General features: G+C 64.1%; 13 protein-coding genes. 10 read left to right on the top strand and 3 right to left on the bottom strand.

Annotation, left to right across the window (positions count from 1 at the left end):
* Nucleotides 1–322 precede the first annotated feature (322 nt).
* The 7 genes from CCOS191_RS05995 (at nucleotide 323) to CCOS191_RS05965 (ending at nucleotide 7198) form a co-directional block, all read left to right on the top strand.
* The gene (locus tag CCOS191_RS05995) at nucleotides 323–1240 is read left to right on the top strand and encodes a glutamate/aspartate ABC transporter substrate-binding protein (RefSeq protein ID WP_046854442.1); all 918 of its coding nucleotides are present in this window, start codon (nucleotides 323–325) and stop codon (nucleotides 1238–1240) included.
* Nucleotides 1241–1387: 147 nt separating this feature from the next.
* Nucleotides 1388–2134, top strand: coding sequence for an amino acid ABC transporter permease (locus tag CCOS191_RS05990; RefSeq protein WP_023629014.1), 747 nt, complete (start codon nucleotides 1388–1390; stop codon nucleotides 2132–2134).
* Entirely contained in the window at nucleotides 2135–2806 is a 672-nt protein-coding gene (locus CCOS191_RS05985) for an amino acid ABC transporter permease (protein WP_023629013.1), read from the top strand.
* Complete coding sequence (locus tag CCOS191_RS05980) at nucleotides 2803–3537, top strand: amino acid ABC transporter ATP-binding protein (protein WP_038706667.1); 735 nt, start codon at nucleotides 2803–2805, stop codon at nucleotides 3535–3537. The genes CCOS191_RS05985 and CCOS191_RS05980 overlap by 4 nt, the downstream gene beginning before the upstream one ends.
* Nucleotides 3538–3605: 68 nt before the next feature.
* Nucleotides 3606–5510, top strand: coding sequence for a sensor histidine kinase (locus CCOS191_RS05975; RefSeq protein ID WP_046854441.1), 1905 nt, complete (start codon nucleotides 3606–3608; stop codon nucleotides 5508–5510).
* Nucleotides 5507–6835 (top strand): sigma-54-dependent transcriptional regulator, encoded by a 1329-nt coding sequence (locus CCOS191_RS05970; RefSeq protein WP_046854440.1) that lies wholly within the window; start codon nucleotides 5507–5509, stop codon nucleotides 6833–6835. Before CCOS191_RS05975 ends, CCOS191_RS05970 begins: the two co-directional genes overlap by 4 nt.
* A 27-nt stretch (nucleotides 6836–6862) precedes the next feature.
* Nucleotides 6863–7198 (top strand): GlpM family protein, encoded by a 336-nt coding sequence (locus CCOS191_RS05965; RefSeq protein ID WP_046854439.1) that lies wholly within the window; start codon nucleotides 6863–6865, stop codon nucleotides 7196–7198.
* Nucleotides 7199–7217: 19 nt separating this feature from the next.
* On the opposite strand, the gene CCOS191_RS05960 is transcribed toward CCOS191_RS05965, so the two are convergent.
* Nucleotides 7218–8213 carry an alpha/beta fold hydrolase gene (locus tag CCOS191_RS05960; protein WP_046854438.1) on the bottom strand — a complete coding sequence of 332 codons (996 nt, stop codon included), beginning with the start codon at nucleotides 8211–8213 and terminating at the stop codon, nucleotides 7218–7220.
* 197 nt (nucleotides 8214–8410) lie between these two features.
* On the opposite strand from CCOS191_RS05960, the gene CCOS191_RS05950 reads away from it, so the two are divergent.
* Entirely contained in the window at nucleotides 8411–13801 is a 5391-nt protein-coding gene (locus tag CCOS191_RS05950; protein WP_156177511.1) for a hypothetical protein, read from the top strand.
* Between the two features lie 117 nt (nucleotides 13802–13918).
* Nucleotides 13919–14836, top strand: coding sequence for a transcriptional regulator MetR (metR, locus tag CCOS191_RS05945; RefSeq protein ID WP_046854435.1), 918 nt, complete (start codon nucleotides 13919–13921; stop codon nucleotides 14834–14836).
* Here the strand turns inward: metR and CCOS191_RS05940 are convergent.
* Nucleotides 14820–15233, bottom strand: a complete 414-nt coding sequence (locus tag CCOS191_RS05940; protein WP_046854434.1) for an NUDIX hydrolase — start codon at nucleotides 15231–15233, stop codon at nucleotides 14820–14822. The genes metR and CCOS191_RS05940 overlap by 17 nt on opposite strands.
* A 163-nt stretch (nucleotides 15234–15396) precedes the next feature.
* Here CCOS191_RS05940 and CCOS191_RS05935 point away from each other — a divergent pair, with 163 nt between their 5' ends.
* Nucleotides 15397–19680, top strand: a complete 4284-nt coding sequence (locus tag CCOS191_RS05935) for a DEAD/DEAH box helicase (protein ID WP_046854433.1) — start codon at nucleotides 15397–15399, stop codon at nucleotides 19678–19680.
* Between the two features lie 31 nt (nucleotides 19681–19711).
* Here CCOS191_RS05935 and CCOS191_RS05930 read toward each other — a convergent pair whose 3' ends face one another.
* Nucleotides 19712–19969, bottom strand: coding sequence for a type B 50S ribosomal protein L31 (locus tag CCOS191_RS05930; RefSeq protein ID WP_046854432.1), 258 nt, complete (start codon nucleotides 19967–19969; stop codon nucleotides 19712–19714).
* Nucleotides 19970–20125: the final 156 nt, after the last annotated feature.

The raw sequence follows: 20125 nt of genomic DNA, 5'->3' as shown, positions 1-20125 counted from the left end.
GTACATCACTCGCTCTAGATAAAGACGCAGTACATAGTTGCCACTTTCCATCGGTCACATCGCAAACCGACAACAATTCGTTCGGAATACCGAACGCCAAAAAAAGATTCGTTCGGAAACCCGCCTTGAACGAGTTACGCTTCACCACGTCAAAAAAGATTAATACTCAGCATTTTCGCGGCGTTATGATCGACATCAGAGCTTGGCACGACTCATGCTCTACACTTGGTAGCCGAATGCACCACGCTTCATGCTGTATTCGTTGAACGAAAGAGTCCGCCAACGGCTCCATAAAAAAAACAAACACGTCGAGGAAAATTTGATGCGCATCGTTCGTCAATTGCTGGGCGCCGCCATCGCGGCCGCTGTCATCGCATCGCCGGTCATGGCTGAAGAGCTGACCGGTACTCTGAAGAAGATCAAGGACTCGGGCACCATCACCCTGGGCCACCGCGACTCTTCCATTCCGTTCTCCTACCTGGCCGGCAGCACCACACCGGTCGGTTACTCCCACGACATCCAGCTGGCCGTCGTCGAAGCCCTGAAGAAGCAACTGGGCACCGACATCAAGGTCAAGTACAACCTGGTCACCTCGCAGACCCGCATCCCGCTGGTGCAGAATGGCACCGTCGACCTTGAGTGCGGCTCCACCACCAACAACGTCGAGCGCCAGCAGCAGGTCGGCTTCTCGGTGGGCATCTTCGAAGTCGGCACCCGCCTGTTGACCAAGGTCAAGGATGGCCAGCCATCCTATAAAGACTTCCCGGACCTGGCCGGCAAGAACGTGGTGACCACCGCCGGTACCACCTCCGAGCGCATCCTCAAGGCGATGAACGCCGACAAGCAGATGAAGATGAACGTGATCTCCGCCAAGGACCACGGCGAAGCCTTCAACATGCTCGAAGGCGGCCGCGCCGTGGCCTTCATGATGGACGACGCCCTGCTGGCCGGTGAAATGGCCAAGGCCAAGAAGCCTGCCGACTGGGTCATCACCGGCACGCCACAGTCGTACGAAATCTACGGCTGCATGGTGCGCAAGGAAGATGCTGCGTTCAAGAAAGCGGTCGACGAAGCCATCGTCGCCTACTTCAAGTCGGGTGAAGTCAACAAGAGCTACGACAAGTGGTTCCAGCAGCCAATTCCGCCAAAGGGCCTGAACCTGCAGTTCCCGATGAGCGACGAGCTGAAGAAGCTGATCGCCGAGCCGACCGACAAGGCCGCGGACGAGAAGAAGTCCTGACCTCCGGCAAATAGTGGCCTGAAGCGCATCCGCGCGAATCCATCCAACAGGCCACCTAGTTAGTGTCTAACCTTTACATCCGAGGGCGTCGAACGCCCCCGGATGTATCGAGGTGCCCGTGAAACAACCGTCTGAGGGGAAATCCCGATGAATTACAACTGGGACTGGGGCGTGTTCTTCAAGTCCACCGGCGTGGGCAGCGAAACCTATCTGGACTGGTACGTCACCGGCCTGGGCTGGACCATCGCCATCGCCATCTCCGCCTGGATCATCGCCTTGCTGCTGGGCTCGCTGCTCGGCGTGATGCGTACCGTACCCAATCGTCTGGTGTCAGGGATCGCCACCGCCTACGTCGAGCTGTTCCGCAACGTGCCGCTGCTGGTGCAGCTGTTCATCTGGTACTTCCTGGTGCCGGACCTGCTGCCCGAAGGCCTGCAGGAGTGGTTCAAGCAGGACCTCAACCCGACCACCTCGGCGCTGATCAGCGTAGTCATCTGCCTGGGCCTGTTCACCGCCGCCCGTGTCTGCGAGCAGGTGCGCACCGGCATCCAGGCGCTGCCCCGCGGCCAGGAGTCGGCCGGGCGCGCGATGGGCTTCAGCCTGCCGCAGATCTACATGAACGTGCTGCTGCCCCAGGCCTACCGGATCATCATTCCGCCGCTCACTTCGGAATTCCTGAACGTGTTCAAGAACTCCTCGGTGGCCTCGCTGATCGGCCTGATGGAGCTGCTGGCGCAGACCAAGCAGACCGCCGAGTTTTCCGCCAACCTGTTCGAGGCGTTCACCCTAGCCACGCTGATCTACTTCACCCTGAACATGGGCCTGATGCTGCTCATGCGCATGGTCGAGAAGAAAGTCGCCGTGCCTGGCCTGATTTCCGTGGGGGGCAAGTAAATGGAAATGGATTTCAGCGAAATCATCCCCGCGCTGCCCGCCCTGTGGGACGGCATGCTGCTGACCCTGCAACTGATGGTCATGGGTGTGGTTGGCGGTATCGCCCTGGGCACCGTCCTGGCCCTGATGCGGCTGTCGTCGAGCAAGCTGCTGGCCAACGTCGCCGGCGCCTACGTCAACTACTTCCGCTCCATCCCGCTGCTGCTGGTGATCACCTGGTTCTACCTGGCGGTGCCCTTCGTGCTGCGCTGGATTACCGGTGAAGACACCCCCGTGGGCGCGTTCACCTCCTGCGTGGTGGCGTTCATGATGTTCGAGGCGGCGTACTTCTGCGAAATCGTGCGTGCCGGCGTGCAGTCGATCTCCAAGGGCCAGATGGGCGCCGCGCAAGCGCTGGGCATGAGCTACGGCCAGTGCATGCGCCTGATCATCCTGCCCCAGGCGTTTCGCAAGATGACCCCGCTGCTGCTGCAACAGAGCATCATCCTGTTCCAGGACACCTCGCTGGTCTACACCGTCGGCCTGATCGACTTCCTCAACTCGGCCCGCGCCAACGGCGACATCATCGGGCGCTCCCACGAGTTCCTGATCTTCGCCGGTGTCGTCTACTTCCTCATCAGCTTCTCCGCTTCCTGGCTGGTCAAGCGCCTGCAAAAAAGGATCGCCGTATGATTTCCATCAAGAACGTCAACAAGTGGTACGGGGACTTCCAGGTACTGACCGACTGCAGCACCGAGGTCAAGAAAGGTGAAGTGGTGGTGGTCTGCGGCCCGTCCGGCTCGGGCAAGTCGACGCTGATCAAGTGCGTCAACGCCCTGGAGCCGTTCCAGAAAGGCGACATCGTGGTCGATGGCACCTCCATCGCCGACCCGAAGACCAACCTGCCCAAGCTGCGCTCGCGGGTGGGCATGGTGTTCCAGCACTTCGAGCTGTTCCCGCACCTGTCGATCACCGAGAACCTGACCATCGCCCAGCGCAAGGTGCTCGGCCGCAGCGAGGCCGAAGCCACCAAGAAGGGTCTGGCCCTGCTCGACCGCGTCGGCCTTGGCGCCCATGCCAAGAAGCACCCCGGCCAGCTGTCGGGCGGCCAGCAGCAGCGCGTGGCGATCGCCCGCGCCCTGTCGATGGACCCGATCGTCATGCTGTTCGACGAACCGACCTCGGCGCTGGACCCGGAGATGGTCAACGAAGTACTGGACGTAATGGTCGAACTGGCCCACGAAGGCATGACCATGATGTGCGTGACCCACGAGATGGGCTTCGCCCGCAAGGTCGCCAACCGGGTGATCTTCATGGACAAGGGCAACATCATCGAGGACTGCCAGAAGGAAGACTTCTTCGGCAACCCCGAAGGCCGCCACGAGCGTACCCAGCACTTCCTCAGCAAGATCCTGCAACACTAAGTCGGCCACAGTGACGCTGCCCGGCCACTTGCCGGGCAGCGGAAGCTGGTCGTGACAAGGCCACTGTGATGAAATGCGACCCTTCGCTCCTTCGCCCCGCCCAGCCCACCGTGAAAACCCGCCTGATTCGCCAATTGCTCGTCCCGCCCCTGGTCATCTTGTTGATGGTCGGTCTAGGGATGTCTGGCTTCCTGATCAGCGAAAGCAACGGCATCCGCACCCTCAGCGAAAACGGCGAGCGTCAGCTGGAGCTGCATGCGCGCACCGTCGAAAGCGAAATCAGCAAGTACACCTACCTGCCCAGCCTGCTCGAGCTGGAAGACAGCGTCTCGCGCCTGCTCACCGACCCTGACGCCGGTGACCGCCAGGCCGTCAACGAATACCTCGAAGGCCTGAACCGGCGCAGCCGCAGCCGGGCAATCTTCGTCCTCGATACCAATGGCCGGGTCCAGGCCACCAGCAACTGGCGCGACGCCGACTCCTTCCTCGGCGAGGACCTGGCATTCCGCGCCTACTTCCAGGTCGCCGTGCGCGGCGAACCCGGGCGGTTCTACGGTATCGGCAGCACTACCGGCGAAGCCGGCTACTACCTGGCCCACGGCCTGGAGGAACACGGCAAGATCATCGGCGTGGCCGTGATCAAGGTGCGCCTCGATACCCTCGAGGAGCGCTGGCAGCGTGCCCGCCTGGAGGCCTTCGTCAGCGACGAGAACGGCATCATCATCCTCTCCAGCGACCCGTCCCGGCGCCTGAAATCGGTGCGCCCCCTTAACCCGCAGATCAAGGAACGCCTGGCGCGCAGCCTGCAGTACTACTGGTGGCCGCTCAACGAGCTGCAACCGCTGGCACGGGAAACCCTCGCCGATGGCGTGGAGAAGCTGACCTTCCCGGCCAACAGCGAAACCGAGCACGGCAAGCAGCGCGACGTCTCCTACCTGGCCCAGACCCGGCGCCTGGCCGACACGCCCTGGCACTTCACCCTGCTTACCCCTTTGCAGGACCTGCGCCGCGAGTCGATGGTGCAGGGCATCCTGGTCGGGGTGGCCTTCGCCCTGCTGGCGATCCTGGCCATCGCCTGGAATGAGCGACGCAAAGTGATCGCCACCCGCCTGGCGGCCCGCGAGGCACTGGAAGAGGCCAACAGCCAGCTGGAGCGCAAGATCACCGAGCGCACTGCCGACCTGCGCGCCAGCAACGAACGCCTCAAGGGCCAGATCCGCGAACGCCGCCACGCCGAACAGACCTTGCGCCACGCCCAGGACGAACTGGTCCAGGCCGGCAAGCTGGCGGCCATCGGCCAGATGTCCACCAGCATCGCCCACGAACTCAACCAGCCGCTGGCGGCGTTGCGCACCCTGTCCGGCAACACGGTACGCTTCCTCGAACGCGGCGCGCTGGAAACCGCCAGCGCCAACCTGCGCACCATGAACGACCTGATCGATCGCATGGGCCGCATCACCGCCAGCCTGCGCTCATTCGCCCGACGCGGCGACGACAGCGGCCAGGCCTCGCTGGAAAAGGCCGTGGAAGCCACGCTGCAAGTGCTGGCCAACCGCATCAGTGCCTGCCACCTGCAACTGCACCGGCAGTTCGACGACCCGCTGCTGGCCATCGACCAGACCCGCCTGGAACAGATCCTGGTCAACCTGATCGGCAACGCCCTCGACGCCATGGCCACCCAGCCCTTGCCGCAACTGTGGCTCGAAGGCGAAATCCAGGGCGACAAGTACCGCCTGCGGGTGCTCGACAATGGCCACGGCATCGACGCCGAGGCGCGCAAGCACCTGTTCGAACCCTTCTTCACCACCAAACCGGGCGAGCATGGCCTGGGCCTGGGCCTGACCTTGTCGGCAAGCCTTGCCACCGCGGCCAAGGGTACACTGAGCGTCGAACACCCCAGCGGTGGCGGCACTGCTTTCGTCCTTGCCCTGCCCCTGGTCACGCCCCCTAGCGAATTGGCTGAGCCTCTATGAATCAAGCACCTCTCACCGTCCTGATCGTCGAAGACGATCCGCACGTGCTGCTCGGCTGCCAGCAGGCGCTGGCCCTGGAAGATATCGCCTGTGAAGGCGTCGGCAGCGCCGAGCAGGCCCTCGAGCGCATCGGCGACGACTTCGCCGGCATCGTTGTCAGCGATATCCGCCTGCCGGGCATCGATGGCCTGGAGCTGCTCAACCGCCTCAAGGCCCGCGACCGCAGCCTGCCGGTGGTGCTGATCACAGGCCACGGCGATATCGACATGGCCGTCGGCGCCATGCGCAACGGCGCCTACGATTTCATGGAAAAGCCCTTCTCGCCGGAGCGCCTGGTCGATGTGGTGCGCCGCGCCCTGGAGCAACGCGGACTGTCCCGCGAGGTGCTCGCGCTGCGCCGCCAGCTGGCCGAGCAGAGCAGCCTGGAAGGCCGCATCATCGGCCGCTCGCCGGCCATGGAACATCTGCGCGAGCTGATCGCCAACGTCGGCGATACCTCGGCCAACGTGCTGATCGAAGGTGAAACCGGCACCGGCAAGGAACTGGTCGCCCGCTGCCTGCACGACTTCAGCCGGCGCCAGGGCCAACCATTCGTGGCGTTGAACTGCGGCGGCCTGCCGGAGAACCTGTTCGAAAGCGAGATCTTCGGCCACGAGGCCAATGCCTTCACCGGCGCGGGCAAGCGCCGCATCGGCAAGATCGAGCATGCCAACGGCGGCACGCTGTTCCTCGACGAAGTCGAGAGCATGCCGATCAACCTGCAGATCAAGCTGCTGCGCGTGCTGCAGGAGCGTACCCTGGAGCGCCTGGGCTCGAACCAGAGCATCCCGGTGGACTGCCGGGTGATCGCCGCGACCAAGGCCGACCTCGCCACCCTGGGCCAGAGCGGCCAGTTCCGCAGCGACCTGTACTACCGTCTTAACGTGGTCACCCTCGAGCTGCCGCCACTGCGCGAACGTCGCGAGGACATCCTGCAGCTGTTCGAACACTTCCTGCAGCAGTCGGCCTTGCGCTTCGACCGCGAAGCACCGACCCTCGACAGCCAGACCCTGTCGCAGCTCATGGCCCATGACTGGCCAGGCAACGTGCGCGAGTTGCGCAACGTCGCCGAGCGCCATGCCCTGGGCCTGCCCGCGTTCAAGAAGGGCACCAGTGCCGGCGCCAGCCAGGGGCTTGGCTTCGCCGAAGCGGTGGAGGCATTCGAGCGCAACCTGCTCAGCGATGCACTGCAACGCACAGGCGGCAACCTCAGCCAGGCCAGCCAGGAGCTGGGCATGGCCAAGACCACGCTGTTCGACAAAGTGAAGAAATACGGCCTCGGCTGACCTGCAACCCGAACCTGGAAAGACAACGTGGACCTGGTATTCAAAGCGGCCCTGGGCGCCGGCGTGGTGGTGCTCCTGGCGATTCTGTCGAAGACCCGCAACTACTACATCGCCGGGCTGGTGCCGCTGTTTCCCACCTTCGCCTTGATTGCCCACTATATCGTCGGCAAGGGTCGATCACTGGCGGACCTGAAGACCACCATCCTGTTCGGGATGTGGTCGATCATTCCCTACTTCGTGTACCTGGCCACGCTGTACCTGCTGGTCGAGCGCATGCGCCTGGAGGCCTCGCTGGCCCTGGCCACGGTGGCCTGGCTGGTGGCGGCGACCGTGCTGGTGACCCTGTGGGTGCGAATGCATTGAACCATCGCGGTGACACGCCCTAGAGCCCAGCGATATGCGTTGTATCCTGCCGGTGCGATTGCAGGTAGGGCAGTACCGCCCCCAGCAACGGCGCCTTGAACGGTTCCTGGAAGCGATGCGCCAACCCCGGGATCAGGCGCAACTGGCTGCCCTGGATATGCGCCGCCAGATGCACCCCATGCATCACCGGCAGCAACGGATCGGCGGTCCCGTGCACCACCAGCGTCGGCACCCGCAGCTGGTTGAGCAATGCGACCCTGCTGGGCTCGGCGAGGATCGCCATGATCTGGCGTTTGACACCCTCCGGGTTGAACGCCCGGTCATAGGCCACGGTTGCCTGCTCGATCAGTACGGCACGCTCATCGTGCACCTCAGGGCTGCCCAACGCCGCCAACAAGTCGGCCTGCTGCTCGATGGCCACTTCCCGACTCGGCGCGCTGCGCCGCGCCAGCAGTTGCACCAGCGCCGGGGCCGGCGTCGGCAGGCCGACGGCGCCTGAACTGGACATCACCAGGGTCAGGCTGCGCACCCGCTGCGGCGCCATGGCGGCGATGTGCTGGGCGATCATGCCGCCCATGCTTACCCCCAGCACGTGAAACTGACGAACCTCGAGCGCATCCATGAGGCGCACGCCGTCATTGGCCATGTCCGTCAGGCTGTAGGGTGCAGAAACCGGCAACCCCAGCTTGTAGCGCAGTAGTTCGATGGTCAGGCTCGCCGAAGCCGGCATTTGGTTCCAGCGCGACAGGCCGACATCGCGATTGTCGTAGCGGATTACCCGAAAACCCTGGCGACACAAGGCCTCGACCACATCGTCCGGCCAGTGGATCAATTGCCCGCCCAGGCCCATCACCAACAGCAGCGCAGGGTCGCGAGGCGCGCCAACGCTCTGGTAGACCAGGCTCAGCTCGCCCAGCTCGGCCCGTTGCACAGGCACATGGACGTTACAGCGGCTCTCAGCGAAGCTCGCCGGCACGCTGACCAGTAGAAAGAAGAAAATTAAGAACGCCCGCATGAAAGAAACACCAGAATGCAGATCCCCAGTAGAGCGCGAGTCTGATGAATCCCGTGCCAGCGCGCTGCCACAAAACAGTGACAGTTTGATGAATTCTGCCAAATAGCCGGACACCATAATTAACTAAGACCCCGCAAGCGCCCCCCTTTCCTTCAATGGCGTTGCCGTATCCGGCAACTCTCAAGAAGGATCGACCGATGAACGAGCTGACACGCCCCCTCCCTCCCTTTGCCCTTACGCCCCTCCCACTGGATGCCGTACCGCCGGACGTCCCGGTTGTTCAGCGAGCACGTAAAGCGTGCGAAGACCAGCGACGGACATTCGATACACTGTTGCGCCAGGCGCCCGGCGTTCGCCAGGTCATCAGCACCTGGTTGAAAGAAACACTCTCCATCGCCCCCGGGCAAGTCGACCTGGTGCTTGAAAGGGCGCAGCAGCCACAAAATATCAATCTCGTTGCGTTGACTGCCTGGGCCCAACATCACGCCACACATCCCTCGATCGACCTTTGCGCACGCATCACCGGTGACCTTGGAACGCTGCCCCAGCCCCCCAGCAAATTACTGGCACAACTGGCAACGCTGAATCTCCCCAGCCTCGTTAGGCAGTGCTGGAGCCGTTATTGGGGGGAACGGGCTGCGGGAACGCCGATGAGTCGAAAGGAACACGCACGCGCACAGTACCGACGCCACTTCGAGGCCACCGTCGATATCGCGTTCGCCATTGACCCCTCAGCGGCGGCGCTACGTCCGGTGCTAGGTGTCATGGACAATCCGGAGTGGCTGCGGATCGATCATCGCCAACTGTTTATCGAAACACCCGCCTGCGAGCCAGGAACGCTGATTTTCAGCATCGAAGGCGAAACGGCGCTAACCCTGTACTCCCCCGGTAGCAGCGAAACCCTCAGTTATCACGTGTCACGCCAGGCCCTGGAGTCCAAGCTCGGGCAAACCACCTACAACTCACTGGACTCGATCGACAAAGGTTTCGACACCCTCTTCGATAATCTGGAGAGCAGCGTGCTGGCAACGCTCGACCACGACCCCGGTGAAAGCCTTGGCAACGCAGCCACTGCATTGGCGCTGGCTGATCAACTGTATAGCGACTGGCGCCATCCAACGGTTTTCGCCATGCCGTTTGCCCTTGAATCCGCTGAGGACGACGCTCACTCCGGCCACTCACTGTTCGAGCTGGCCCCCTTTGGCATGGAGGCTCCCTGGTCGAGGCGCATGCAGTTGGTCGCTCAACAACTGGAAAAGTTGGCACAGCTTTCCCAGCAAGACCTAGAGGAATATCAGCGACAACAAGGTGTTCTGCTCAAGGCGCGTGAGGCCGCACAGACCCAGATAGAAACCATCCTGGCCTCGGCGAAATGGCACTCCGACGCCCGCCCGGTCACAGCCCCGGCCGCTTTGTTGACGGCTCACGGCCAAGCCCTGCTGGCCCATGCCCGAATGAAACGGTTGCTGGGCGAACTGGCGCCTGACGTGCTCGCATTGACTGAATCGCTATTCAATTCGCATGACGACAGCGCGCTGACGGCGTCCCCCGTATTGCGCTCCGCCCCAAGTGACCCGGCAGGCAGCCCTTGCGAACAGGTGCTGCACGAAGTGGTTGTCATCGCCAGTCGCACGCTCCTGGACACTCCCGATACCCGCCAACCCTTCGCCATTTACTGGGTCGGTGGTCACGGGGGGCTGTTGCAGTGCGACGATCAGGCCGTACTCGCCCGTTATCTGTTCCAACATGGCACAGAGCTGTCGCTTCGCTTCGAGCCTATCGTCGGCGACAGCCTTGCCTACGCACTCGACGCGCAACTGGCGCATGCGCGCCAAGCCTGGCAGACACTGCAAAACGAGAAGGGGCTGGACGCCGCGGCGCCCAGCCTGCCGCAGGCAAGACAGACCCTCGGCCAACACCTGCAGGTGTCGTGTAAAGGCGTGCAGGAAGCGGCGCTCTCCCATCTGCAAGAAGAACAACAGCTCGCGCGCAGATCAGGCAGCTCGACGAGCGCCTTCGCCAGGATGAACGCTGAAGCACGCAGTTCTTTCAATGCCACGGCCACCGACTATCTCACCGCCTTGCGCGACAGCCAGGCGCTGATGAAGCGTGACCTGCCGGAGCGCACGGCGTTCTGCCAGCGATGGGTGGCAAAAACCCTGATACAGGATTTCGATGATTTCGATGGTGGCCTGATTCTTCTGCAACTCCCGCTTTCGACAAGCTGGCGCAATCATCCCGTGGCGGGCAGTGGTGCGCCGGGAACACCAACCCGGCCAGTGCTGACCGCAAGCCTGGAGACCGAGGAGATCACGCTTGAAAGCCTGCTACTGCACAACGTCGACAGCACGACACTGGAGCGCCTGAGTTTCGCCAAGCCCAGACGCGCCGACGGGCGGCCGCTGGAGCCGTCTATCGAGAAAGGCCTCAATCGCGTCTATCTGCACGGCCTGGCACGCCGCCTGGACCTCGCCGAACGCTACGAAGCGGCGCTCCATGCCGCCTTCAGCGATCCCAACGAGTCTGAATATGCCCATGCTTATCGCAAGGAGTGCCTGACCACCCCTCACCGCTTGATGTTGAAGTTGCAAAACCTGCTGTACCACCAGGGAGGGTATCTGGATAGCGTCGGCCACTCGATCCTGTCCGTGGCAATCGATGCAGACAGCCGATCGGCCTTCCAGGCCGACGGCCATGACATTCAATTGCTGTCAGCCTTGTTGACGGCTGGCGGCGAGGATACCGACGGGCAAACCACGACACTTTCGGGGGTGACGTTCATCGAGGACCGTGCCAGCAAAGTCACCTTGCTCTATCGTCCCGATCATCCGACCCACGGACTGCGCCAGTACGACAACCTCGAGCAGGCGCGGCGGGCGTTGTTCGATGAGCGCGACGACTACCTCGTCGGCCGGGCACTCAACGGAAGCCCTGACGCCCATCGCTCACGGCTGCGCGAAGCTCGGCTTCGTCATTTTGACCGCATGATAGGTGTAGGTACCGCCTGGCCCGCCACTACCTCGCTGGCCGCCCACATGCTCGAGGCCCACCGAGGGCGCCTGGTGGCGGCGCATCGTGCGACATCGCGCTCCAACCTGGACCTGTACTTCGAACATTTGGCCGGGCAGAGCGCCGGTGTGCTGGTAGGGCTGAAGATCGCCCTGGGAGCGATCCCGTTCCTCGGGTTGCCGATCAGCATCTACGACGCATTCGTCAGTGCCACTGAAGTGGTGGAGGCTTTTTCCACTAGCTCGCCCGGTGACGTCCTGCAAGCCATCAACGACTTGATTGTCTCGCTGGTCGATGTCGCGATGGACGTACTCGGTGGCGGCATCGGCATCGATGTCGCGCCCTTGCGTCGAGCCGCCAGGGTGCGTCGAGCCCATGGCCTGGGCGAAGGGACCATCCGCCTGCGCCAGGACTCATCGCCCCAGCGCAGCCTCGACCGCTTCACCGGGCTGGAGCATGAGCACACGATATCGCTGGAGGGACTGCAACCGGCCAAGCATGGCAAGTACCGCGGCATCTACCGGCACGCAGAAGGGGACTTCGTCCTGGTCGGCAAGCAAACCTACAAAGTGAGCTGGGACGCGACCGCCCGCACCTGGCAGCTGGATGGCAACACTCGCCACAGGTGGAAACGCGCCATCGCGCAAGACGAGTACGGCCAGTGGGACACGCACTTCGCGCTCTATGGCGTGCACCGCCAAGGGGCGGGCGTCGGTGGCGGTCAAGCCCTTGGCCACGTTGCCGAGACACTCGAACCACTCTGGCCTGCGGCGATACGCGAACGCTTGCCACGCTGGTGGCGAGACCATGCCTATCGCCAGCACAACCGCTTGCGCGACAGCATTACCCACGACATGCAATTACTGCAACCTCGTGCCAACGCACTCAATCAACAGATGAAGCGCGCCTTGGAACAACAGGGAAAGCTTGACGCATCACTGAAGGCTTCGCTGAAAAGCACCATCGCCGACGCAGAGCGCATTCACCGTGATTGCGAGGCATTCCAGCAAGTTGCCGCCGGGCGAATTCGCAAAAGGGCGCAGGACCAGGCGAACGACCTGGCCATACTCATTTGCAATGGTCGTCAACGCCTCAGCGGCGAAGCCCATACCCAACTCACCCTGGCGATGGATGAAATAGAGAGTCTCAAACAACGTCTTCAGCAAAAATCCATGGAGCTGTCGCCGGACCTGGACGACAGACAGCTCAAGGTTATCGTCGAGCAGTTGTCCAAGCTAAGGGCCAGCATGGACCAAGCCCGGAAAAATGCACTGGCGGCTGTGGATCATATTCGCGAGCAAGTCGCCCACCTGCGGTCCTGGCGCAAGCAAGTACAGCAGATTGGCGAAAATAAGGACTTGTTTGAAACCATCGACAGCACCTTGAACACTTTCAGCGATCCCGTCTTGAACTACATGGCTATCGGCCAGCTGACTGCGCTGCTGCTCAAACCGGGCCAGGCGATGAGCGGCGCCGGCATCCGCCTGCAGTTCCTGATGAAAGAACCGCGAACAACACTGGACCGCGCACTGTATGCCTTGCATCAGCTGGGTGAAACAAGAGCCTCGCCCACGCAACGTGTCACCATCATGACCACCTCGATTAAGCATTCCGAACGTTTTCGTCATCAGTTGAAATACTGGCTCGGCAGCTACGCCACGTACATCGACCCCGCTGCCGTGCAGCGTCTGGAGTCGTCACTGACGGCTTATGAAGCGCATTTCAGGAGGCTGCTGCTTAAAAGGACCAAGCCTGCAGCGCCGGCCAGCAAGCAAGGCGCCCGCCAGCCCCGCGTATTCGAGACCATCGACAACCGCCTGCTGGTCGGTGAGCCAGACCAGCATAGCCCTAACGTGTACCGCATCACCGGTGTCAACGGGCGGACCGAAATCTATCATCAGGACCGGTCGGGAAAATTTACCCTGACCAACCCGGACACCGCTCCCAGCGTTGGTCGTACCGTATCCCTGAAGGAGCTGCGTGCCGAGGCCAGGCGTCAGCTGGACGAACTGCAAGCGTATCGAGGCAAGGTGCAGCAGTACGCCAATCAAGGCATGGACGGTGCGAGCCTTGAGGATCTCATGCAGTTCAAGGCTACCGATCTGGAAAACCTCGCCGCGCGAATTGCCGAGCAGGCAAACGACGACCGCCTGGTGCGGCAGTTGCTCGACATGGCACAGGAATCGACGCGGCATGGCCAGGCACTGCACGTCGACTACATCATCGGTACGCGCCAGCCCAATAGCGCACAACTCGATTATCTGCACGAAGCAGGCCTGGTCCGGATCGAGAAGGAGGGCGGATTGGTGGAGCTGCGAAGAACCGACGATGGCCGCAGGGACTTCCTGCAGGAATTCGTGGTACTCGATACCCGTGAAACCTCGCCACGTCCACTGTGGTATGCCCACTTCCATTTCAACAAGGCCAACCCCTCCTTCGACGACTTCGTCAAGGCGCACTTGAAGACCGTCCCTCAACGGCGCCTAGGGCGGGAATGGCAGGACAGCCACATCGAGCAGATCTGGCGTGGTGAACTGACGCGTGCCATCGCTCGCAAGTACTTCACGGCATTGTTCTGATCGACCGCGAGGGGCCCGGCCCAGGCCCCTTGCAGCATACATCGACAGACACCACCAACATGAGGGAAACTCAACATTTCTGATCAGCCTGCACCCGAATATCGCTGGAGTTTCACCGTGCTGGAAATACGCCACTTGAAAACCCTTCACGCCTTGCGTGAGGCCGACAGCCTGGTGGAGGCCGCCGAGCGGTTGCACCTCACGCAATCGGCGCTCTCCCACCAGTTCAAGGAACTGGAGGAGCGCCTGGGCCTGCCACTGTTCGCGCGCAAGACCAAGCCGATCCGCTTCACCAGCGCCGGCCTGCGCCTGCTGCAACTGGCCGACGCCACCCTGCCCCTGCTACGTGGCGCCGAGCGTGACATCGCCCGCCTGGCCGGCGGCACCGCCGGGCGCTTGCACATGGCCATCGAGTGCCACAGCTGCTTCCAGTGGCTGATGCCGACCATCGACCAGTTCCGCGACGCCTGGCCGGAAGTGGAGCTGGACCTGGCCTCGGGCTTTGCTTTCGCCCCGCTGCCGGCCCTGGCCCGTGGCGACCTCGACCTGGTGGTGACGTCTGACCCGGTAGACTTGGCCGGCATCACCTACGTGCCGTTGTTCACCTACGAGGCCATGCTCGCCGTGGCCAACCAGCACCCGTTGGCCGCCAAGCCCTACATCGTGCCCGAGGACCTGCTCGACCAGACCCTGATCACCTACCCGGTGGAACGCGACCGCCTGGACATCTTCACCCGCTTCCTGGAGCCGGCCGACATCGAGCCGGCCGCGGTGCGCACCTCGGAGCTGACGGTGATGATGATGCAACTGGTGGCCAGCGGTCGTGGCGTGTGCGGCATGCCGCACTGGGCCCTGCACGAATACAGCTCGCGGGGTTATGTGAAGGGCAAGCGACTGGGCGACAAAGGGTTGTTTGCCACCCTTTATGCTGCGGTGCGCACCGACATGCTCGATGCGCCGTACATGCGCGACTTCCTGCTGACTGCCAAGGACACCTCGTTCGCCACCCTCGACGGGGTCAGCGCGGTACGTTGAAGCCTTCGCGCCACAGCGGCAGGATCAGGTCGCGGGTCAGCGGCGCCAGGTTCAGCGTGTTCGCCTGGTCGACGGCCAGCCAGGTCACCTCTTCGATTTCCGCAGCAGGGACCACAGCCTCGTGGCACTCGACACGGAACAGTTCGGCCTGGACTTCGAAACCCGGCTCGTTGGCGGCCGGGGCGCTGAAGCGGCCCAGATGGATGGCCTGGGCGGGATCGACGCGCAGCCCCAGTTCCTCGTGCAGCTCACGCACCAGCGCCTGCGCCGGCGACTCGCCCGGGTCGATCTTGCCACCCGGCTGCATGAAGGCCAGGGTGCCGCGCTTGCGTACCAGCAGGGTCCGCCCCTGGGAGTCGATGAGCAGGGCGGCGGCGATTCGGATGGTCTTGGGCATGCTGGACACTCGGTTTACTGAGGTTGCGCAGGATACCTGACAGGGCCCTGTCGCGGGGCAAGTCGCAGCGGCGAACCGCCGCTCCCACGAGTACTCGACAGGGCCAGAACAGGCAGACGAACGGCCCCTTGCCAATCCCCTGCTTACCCGCCATAACCAACCCATGAACCTGCCCGCCCCCCTGCACCCGGTGCTCGACCAGTTCCACCCCGCCGTCGCCACCTGGTTCCGCCAAGGCTTCGCCACCGTCACCGAAGCCCAGGCCGGCGCCTGGCCGCTGATCCATGCTGGCCAGTCGATGCTGTTGGCCGCGCCGACCGGCTCGGGCAAGACCCTCAGCGCCTTCCTCGCGGTGCTCGACGAGTTGTTCCGCCAAGGGTTGCAACAGGGCGGCGAGCTACCCGCGCGCACCCAAGTGGTCTATGTGTCGCCGCTCAAGGCGCTGTCCAATGACATTCGCCTCAACCTCGATGCCCCACTCGCGGGAATTGGCCAGCAGTTCGCACAGCTCGGTCTCGAGGCCCCGCGCATCACCACTGCCGTGCGCACCGGCGACACGCCCCAGAAGGAGCGCGCCGCCATGCGCAAGCTGGCGCCGCACATCCTCGTGACCACGCCGGAATCACTGTATGTGCTGATGGGCTCGGCCTCCGGTCGCCAGGGGCTGGCCAGTGTGCACACGGTGATCGTCGACGAGATCCACGCCCTGGCCGGCAACAAGCGTGGCTGCCACCTGGCGCTGACCCTGGAACGCCTGCAGGCCCTCGCTGGCCGACCTTTGAGACGTATCGGCCTGTCTGCGACCCAGCGACCGGTGGAGCGCGTGGCGCAGTTTCTGGTGGGCCACGGACGGCCCTGCGCCATCGTCGATATCGGTCATGTCCGCCAACGCGACCTGGCTCTGGAAGTGCCGCCTGTACCACTGGGCGCGGTGATGGCCACCGATGCCTGGAGCCTGGTCTACGACCGCCTCGCGGTGCTCGCCCGCGAGCATCGCACCACGCTGGTGTTCGTCAACACTCGACGCCTGGCCGAGCGCCTGACGCGCCACCTGGGCGAGCGCCTGGGCAACGACGCGGTCGCCGCCCATCACGGCAGCCTGGCCAAGGAGCATCGCCTGGCCGCCGAGCAGCGGCTCAAGGCCGGCGAACTGCAGGTGCTGGTGGCCACCGCGTCGCTGGAGCTGGGCATCGATATCGGCGATGTCGACCTAGTCTGCCAGATCGCCTCGCCCGGTTCGATTGCAGCGTTCCTGCAACGGGTCGGACGTTCCGGCCACCAGGTCGAGGGCATCCCCAAGGGCCGCCTGTTCCCCACCTCGCGGGATGACCTGATCGAATGCGTGGCGTTGCTCGACTGCGTGCGCCAGGGCGAGTTGGATGCCCTGCACATCCCTCACGCACCGCTTGACGTGCTGGCCCAGCAGATCGTCGCCGAGGTCAGCAACCAGCCGTGGGCCGAGCGCGCGCTGTTCGACCTGCTGCGCCAGGCAACGCCTTATGCCGAGCTGGACGAGAGCCATTACCAGGCCTTGCTGCGCATGCTCGCCGAGGGCTACAACGGCCGCCAGGGGGTACGCGGCGCCTACCTGCACCGCGATGCGGTGAACGGCATCCTGCGCGGGCGTCGCGGCAGCCAGCTGACCGCGCTTACCAGCGGCGGCACCATTCCCGAGACGGCAGACTATGCGGTGCTGCTCGAGCCCCAGGCGCTGAACATCGGCAGCGTCAACGAGGATTTCGCCGTCGAGAGCATTGCCGGCGATATCTTCCAGCTGGGCAACGCGTCGTACCGCATCCTGCGCGTCGAGCCTGGGCGGGTGCGGGTCGAGGACGCGCACGGCTTGCCACCGACCATTCCGTTCTGGCTCGGCGAGGCGCCTGGGCGCAGTGACGAGCTGTCTGCTGCGGTAGCCCGGCTGCAGCAGCGTCTCGACCAGCAATTGCAGGACGGCGACGCTCAACAGGTGCAGGCCTGGCTCCAGGCGACTTATGAACTGGACGAAGCCTGCGCTAGCCAACTGCTGGACTACCTTGGCCGTACCTGGCAGGTACTCGGTGCCCTGCCCTCGCAGCAGACGCTGGTGATGGAGCGCTTTTTCGACGAGTCCGGCGGCACCCAGCTGATCATCCACTCGCCCTTTGGCAGCCGCATCAACCGCGCCTGGGGCCTGGCCCTGCGCAAGCGCTTCTGCCGCACCTTCAACTTCGAACTGCAGGCGGCGGCCAGCGAGGACGCCATCGTGCTGTCACTGTCCACCTGCCACAGTTTCGACCTGGACGAGGTGTGGCGCTACCTGAACAGCCGCAGTGCCGAAGCGATCCTGATCCAGGCTTTGCTCGACGCCCCGCTGTTCGGCGTGCGCTGGCGCTGGAATGCCGCGGTGGCCATGGCCCTGCCGCGTTACGTGGGCGGTCGCAAGGTGGCGCCGCAGATCCAGCGCATGAAGAGCGAGGACCTGGTCGCCTCGGTGTTTCCCGACCAGCTCGCCTGCCTGGAGAACATCGTCGGCGAGCGGCAGATCCCCGATCATCCATTGGTCGAACAGACCCTCGACGACTGCCTGCACGAGGCCATGGACAGCGAAGGCTGGCTGGCGCTGCTACGGCGCATGGAGCACGGTGAAGTAGACCTGCTCAGTCGCGACCTGCCGGCCCCCTCGCCGCTGGCCTCGGCGATTCTCAATGCCCGCCCCTACACCTTCCTCGACGACGCGCCGCTGGAAGAGCGACGCACCCAGGCCGTGCTCAACCGACGCTGGAGCGACGTGCACAGCGCCGACGACCTGGGCGCGCTGGACGCCGACGCCATTGCCGCGGTGCAGGTCGAAGCCTGGCCCCAGGCTCGCAACCCCGACGAAATGCATGAGGCGCTGATGACCCTGGGGGCCATGACCGAGCACGAAGTAGATGCCAATGGCACCTGGCGCGACCTGTTGCAGCAACTGGCCAAGGCGGGCCGGGCCTGTCGCCTGGGTACGGGCGAACACCGTCTGTGGCTGGCCCGCGAGCGCCAGCAGGCGCTGTTGACGCTATACCCGGATGCTTGCCTGGAACCGGACATGCCGCTATTGCCGGGCTATGACGTCCCCGTCGACAGCGATACCGCCCTCACCGAACTGCTGCGCTGCCGCCTCGATGGCTTTGGCCCGATGACGCTGGAGCAGATCGCGACACCTCTGGCGCTGAAGGCCAACGACTGCGAACAGGCCCTGGCCCGCCTGGAGGGCCAGGGCCTCGTAATGCGTGGCCATTTCAGCCCCGGCCAGACGCGCCTGCAATGGTGCGAACGGCACCTGCTGGCGCGCATTCATCGCTACACGGTCAAACGCCTGCGCCAGGAGATCGAACCGGTCAGCCTGCAGGACTACCTGCGCTTCCTGTTCGACTGGCAGCACGTGAGCGGCGAAACCCGTCTGCGTGGGTCGCAGGCGCTGCCCGAGGTGCTCGCCCAGTTGCAAGGATTTCCTGCCGCCGCCGGGGCCTGGGAGGGCGACCTGCTGCCAGCGCGAATCAAGGACTACAGCCCCCACTGGCTCGATGAGGCCTGCCGCAGCGGCCAGTGGTCCTGGAGTCGGCTGGCGGCGACGCTGGCGGCCAGCACCCTGGCCAGCACGCCCCTGGTGCTGCTGCCGCGCGAACACCTGGGGCTGTGGCGCAGCCTCCCCCCCGCGCCCGACCTCGAACAGCTGGGTGCCCGCGCACAGCGGGTCCTGCAGACCTTGCAGGAGCAAGGCGCGCTGTTCTTCGACGAACTGGCCCATGAAGCCCACCTGCTGCCCAGCGAACTGGAATCGGCGCTGCAGGAACTGGTGGGCTCGGGCCTGGCCAGCGCCGACGGTTTCAGCGGCCTGCGCAGCCTCATCAGCCCGGCGGCCAAGCGCAGGCCGCGCACCAGCCGGCGCGGGCACCCAGCGCTGTCGAGCAGCATGGTCCATGCCGGGCGCTGGGCCTTGCTGCGCCGCTCGGCCACCACGGTCGACAGCGACCAGCGCCTGGAACACGTGGCCCGCAGCCTGCTGCGCCGCTATGGCGTGGTGTGCTGGCGCTTGCTGGAGCGCGAGAGCGATGTGCTGCCCGCTTGGCGCGCACTGCTGCGCTGCTATCAGCGTCTCGAGGCGCGAGGCGAGATCCGCGGGGGGCGCTTCATTGCCGGGCTGGCGGGCGAGCAGTTCGCCCTGCCCGAAGCGGTAGGGTTGCTGCGCCAGGTGCGCAACCGAGCGCCAGGCGGGGAACTGGTGATGGTCAGCGGCTGCGACCCCCTGAACCTGGTCGGCACACTGCTGCCGGGAACGAAAGTGCCGGCAGTGGCGGGCAATCGGCTGCTGTACCGCGACGGGGTGCCGGTCGCCAGTCGCGTGGCAGGCAAGTACCTGTTTGCGGTCGAGGCAGCGGCCAGCGAACAGGAGCACTGGCGCCAGCTTCTGTTGCGCGATACAGCAACCTAGAGAGCGGCGGTGTACCGCCGCTACCGCAGGTTCAGCCCTTGGCCTGGAACCCGGCGAAGCGCTTGTTGAACCCGGCCACCCGCCCTTCCACCGTGGTCTTGCGCTGCTGCCCGGTGTACACCGGATGCGAGGCGCTGGAGACATCCAGCGCGACGTAGGGGTAGGTCTGGCCATCGCTGTGCACCTGGGTGCGGTCGGTATCCACCGTGGAGCCGATCAGGAAGTACACATCGGCAGCGGTATCGTGGAACAGCACCGGGCGATAGTCGGGGTGAATACCAGCTTTCATGACGCAATCTCCTGGGAAGCACTAGTGATACCTTATAACATATCACAATGCGAATGATTTTCGATACACGAGTTTTCATTTTTCTGCCGCCCGGTGCGCTGGCAAAACGCCGCCCAACCGGGCTATGGTCGGCCTTTGCCCAGGCCCCTGAGCCTG

This window comes from Pseudomonas sp. CCOS 191 (assembly GCF_001007005.1).
In the GTDB taxonomy this organism is placed as follows: Bacteria; Pseudomonadota; Gammaproteobacteria; order Pseudomonadales; family Pseudomonadaceae; genus Aquipseudomonas; species Aquipseudomonas soli.
Note: the sequence above shows the minus strand (reverse complement) of the source record. Positions and strands in the feature narration are given on the sequence as shown.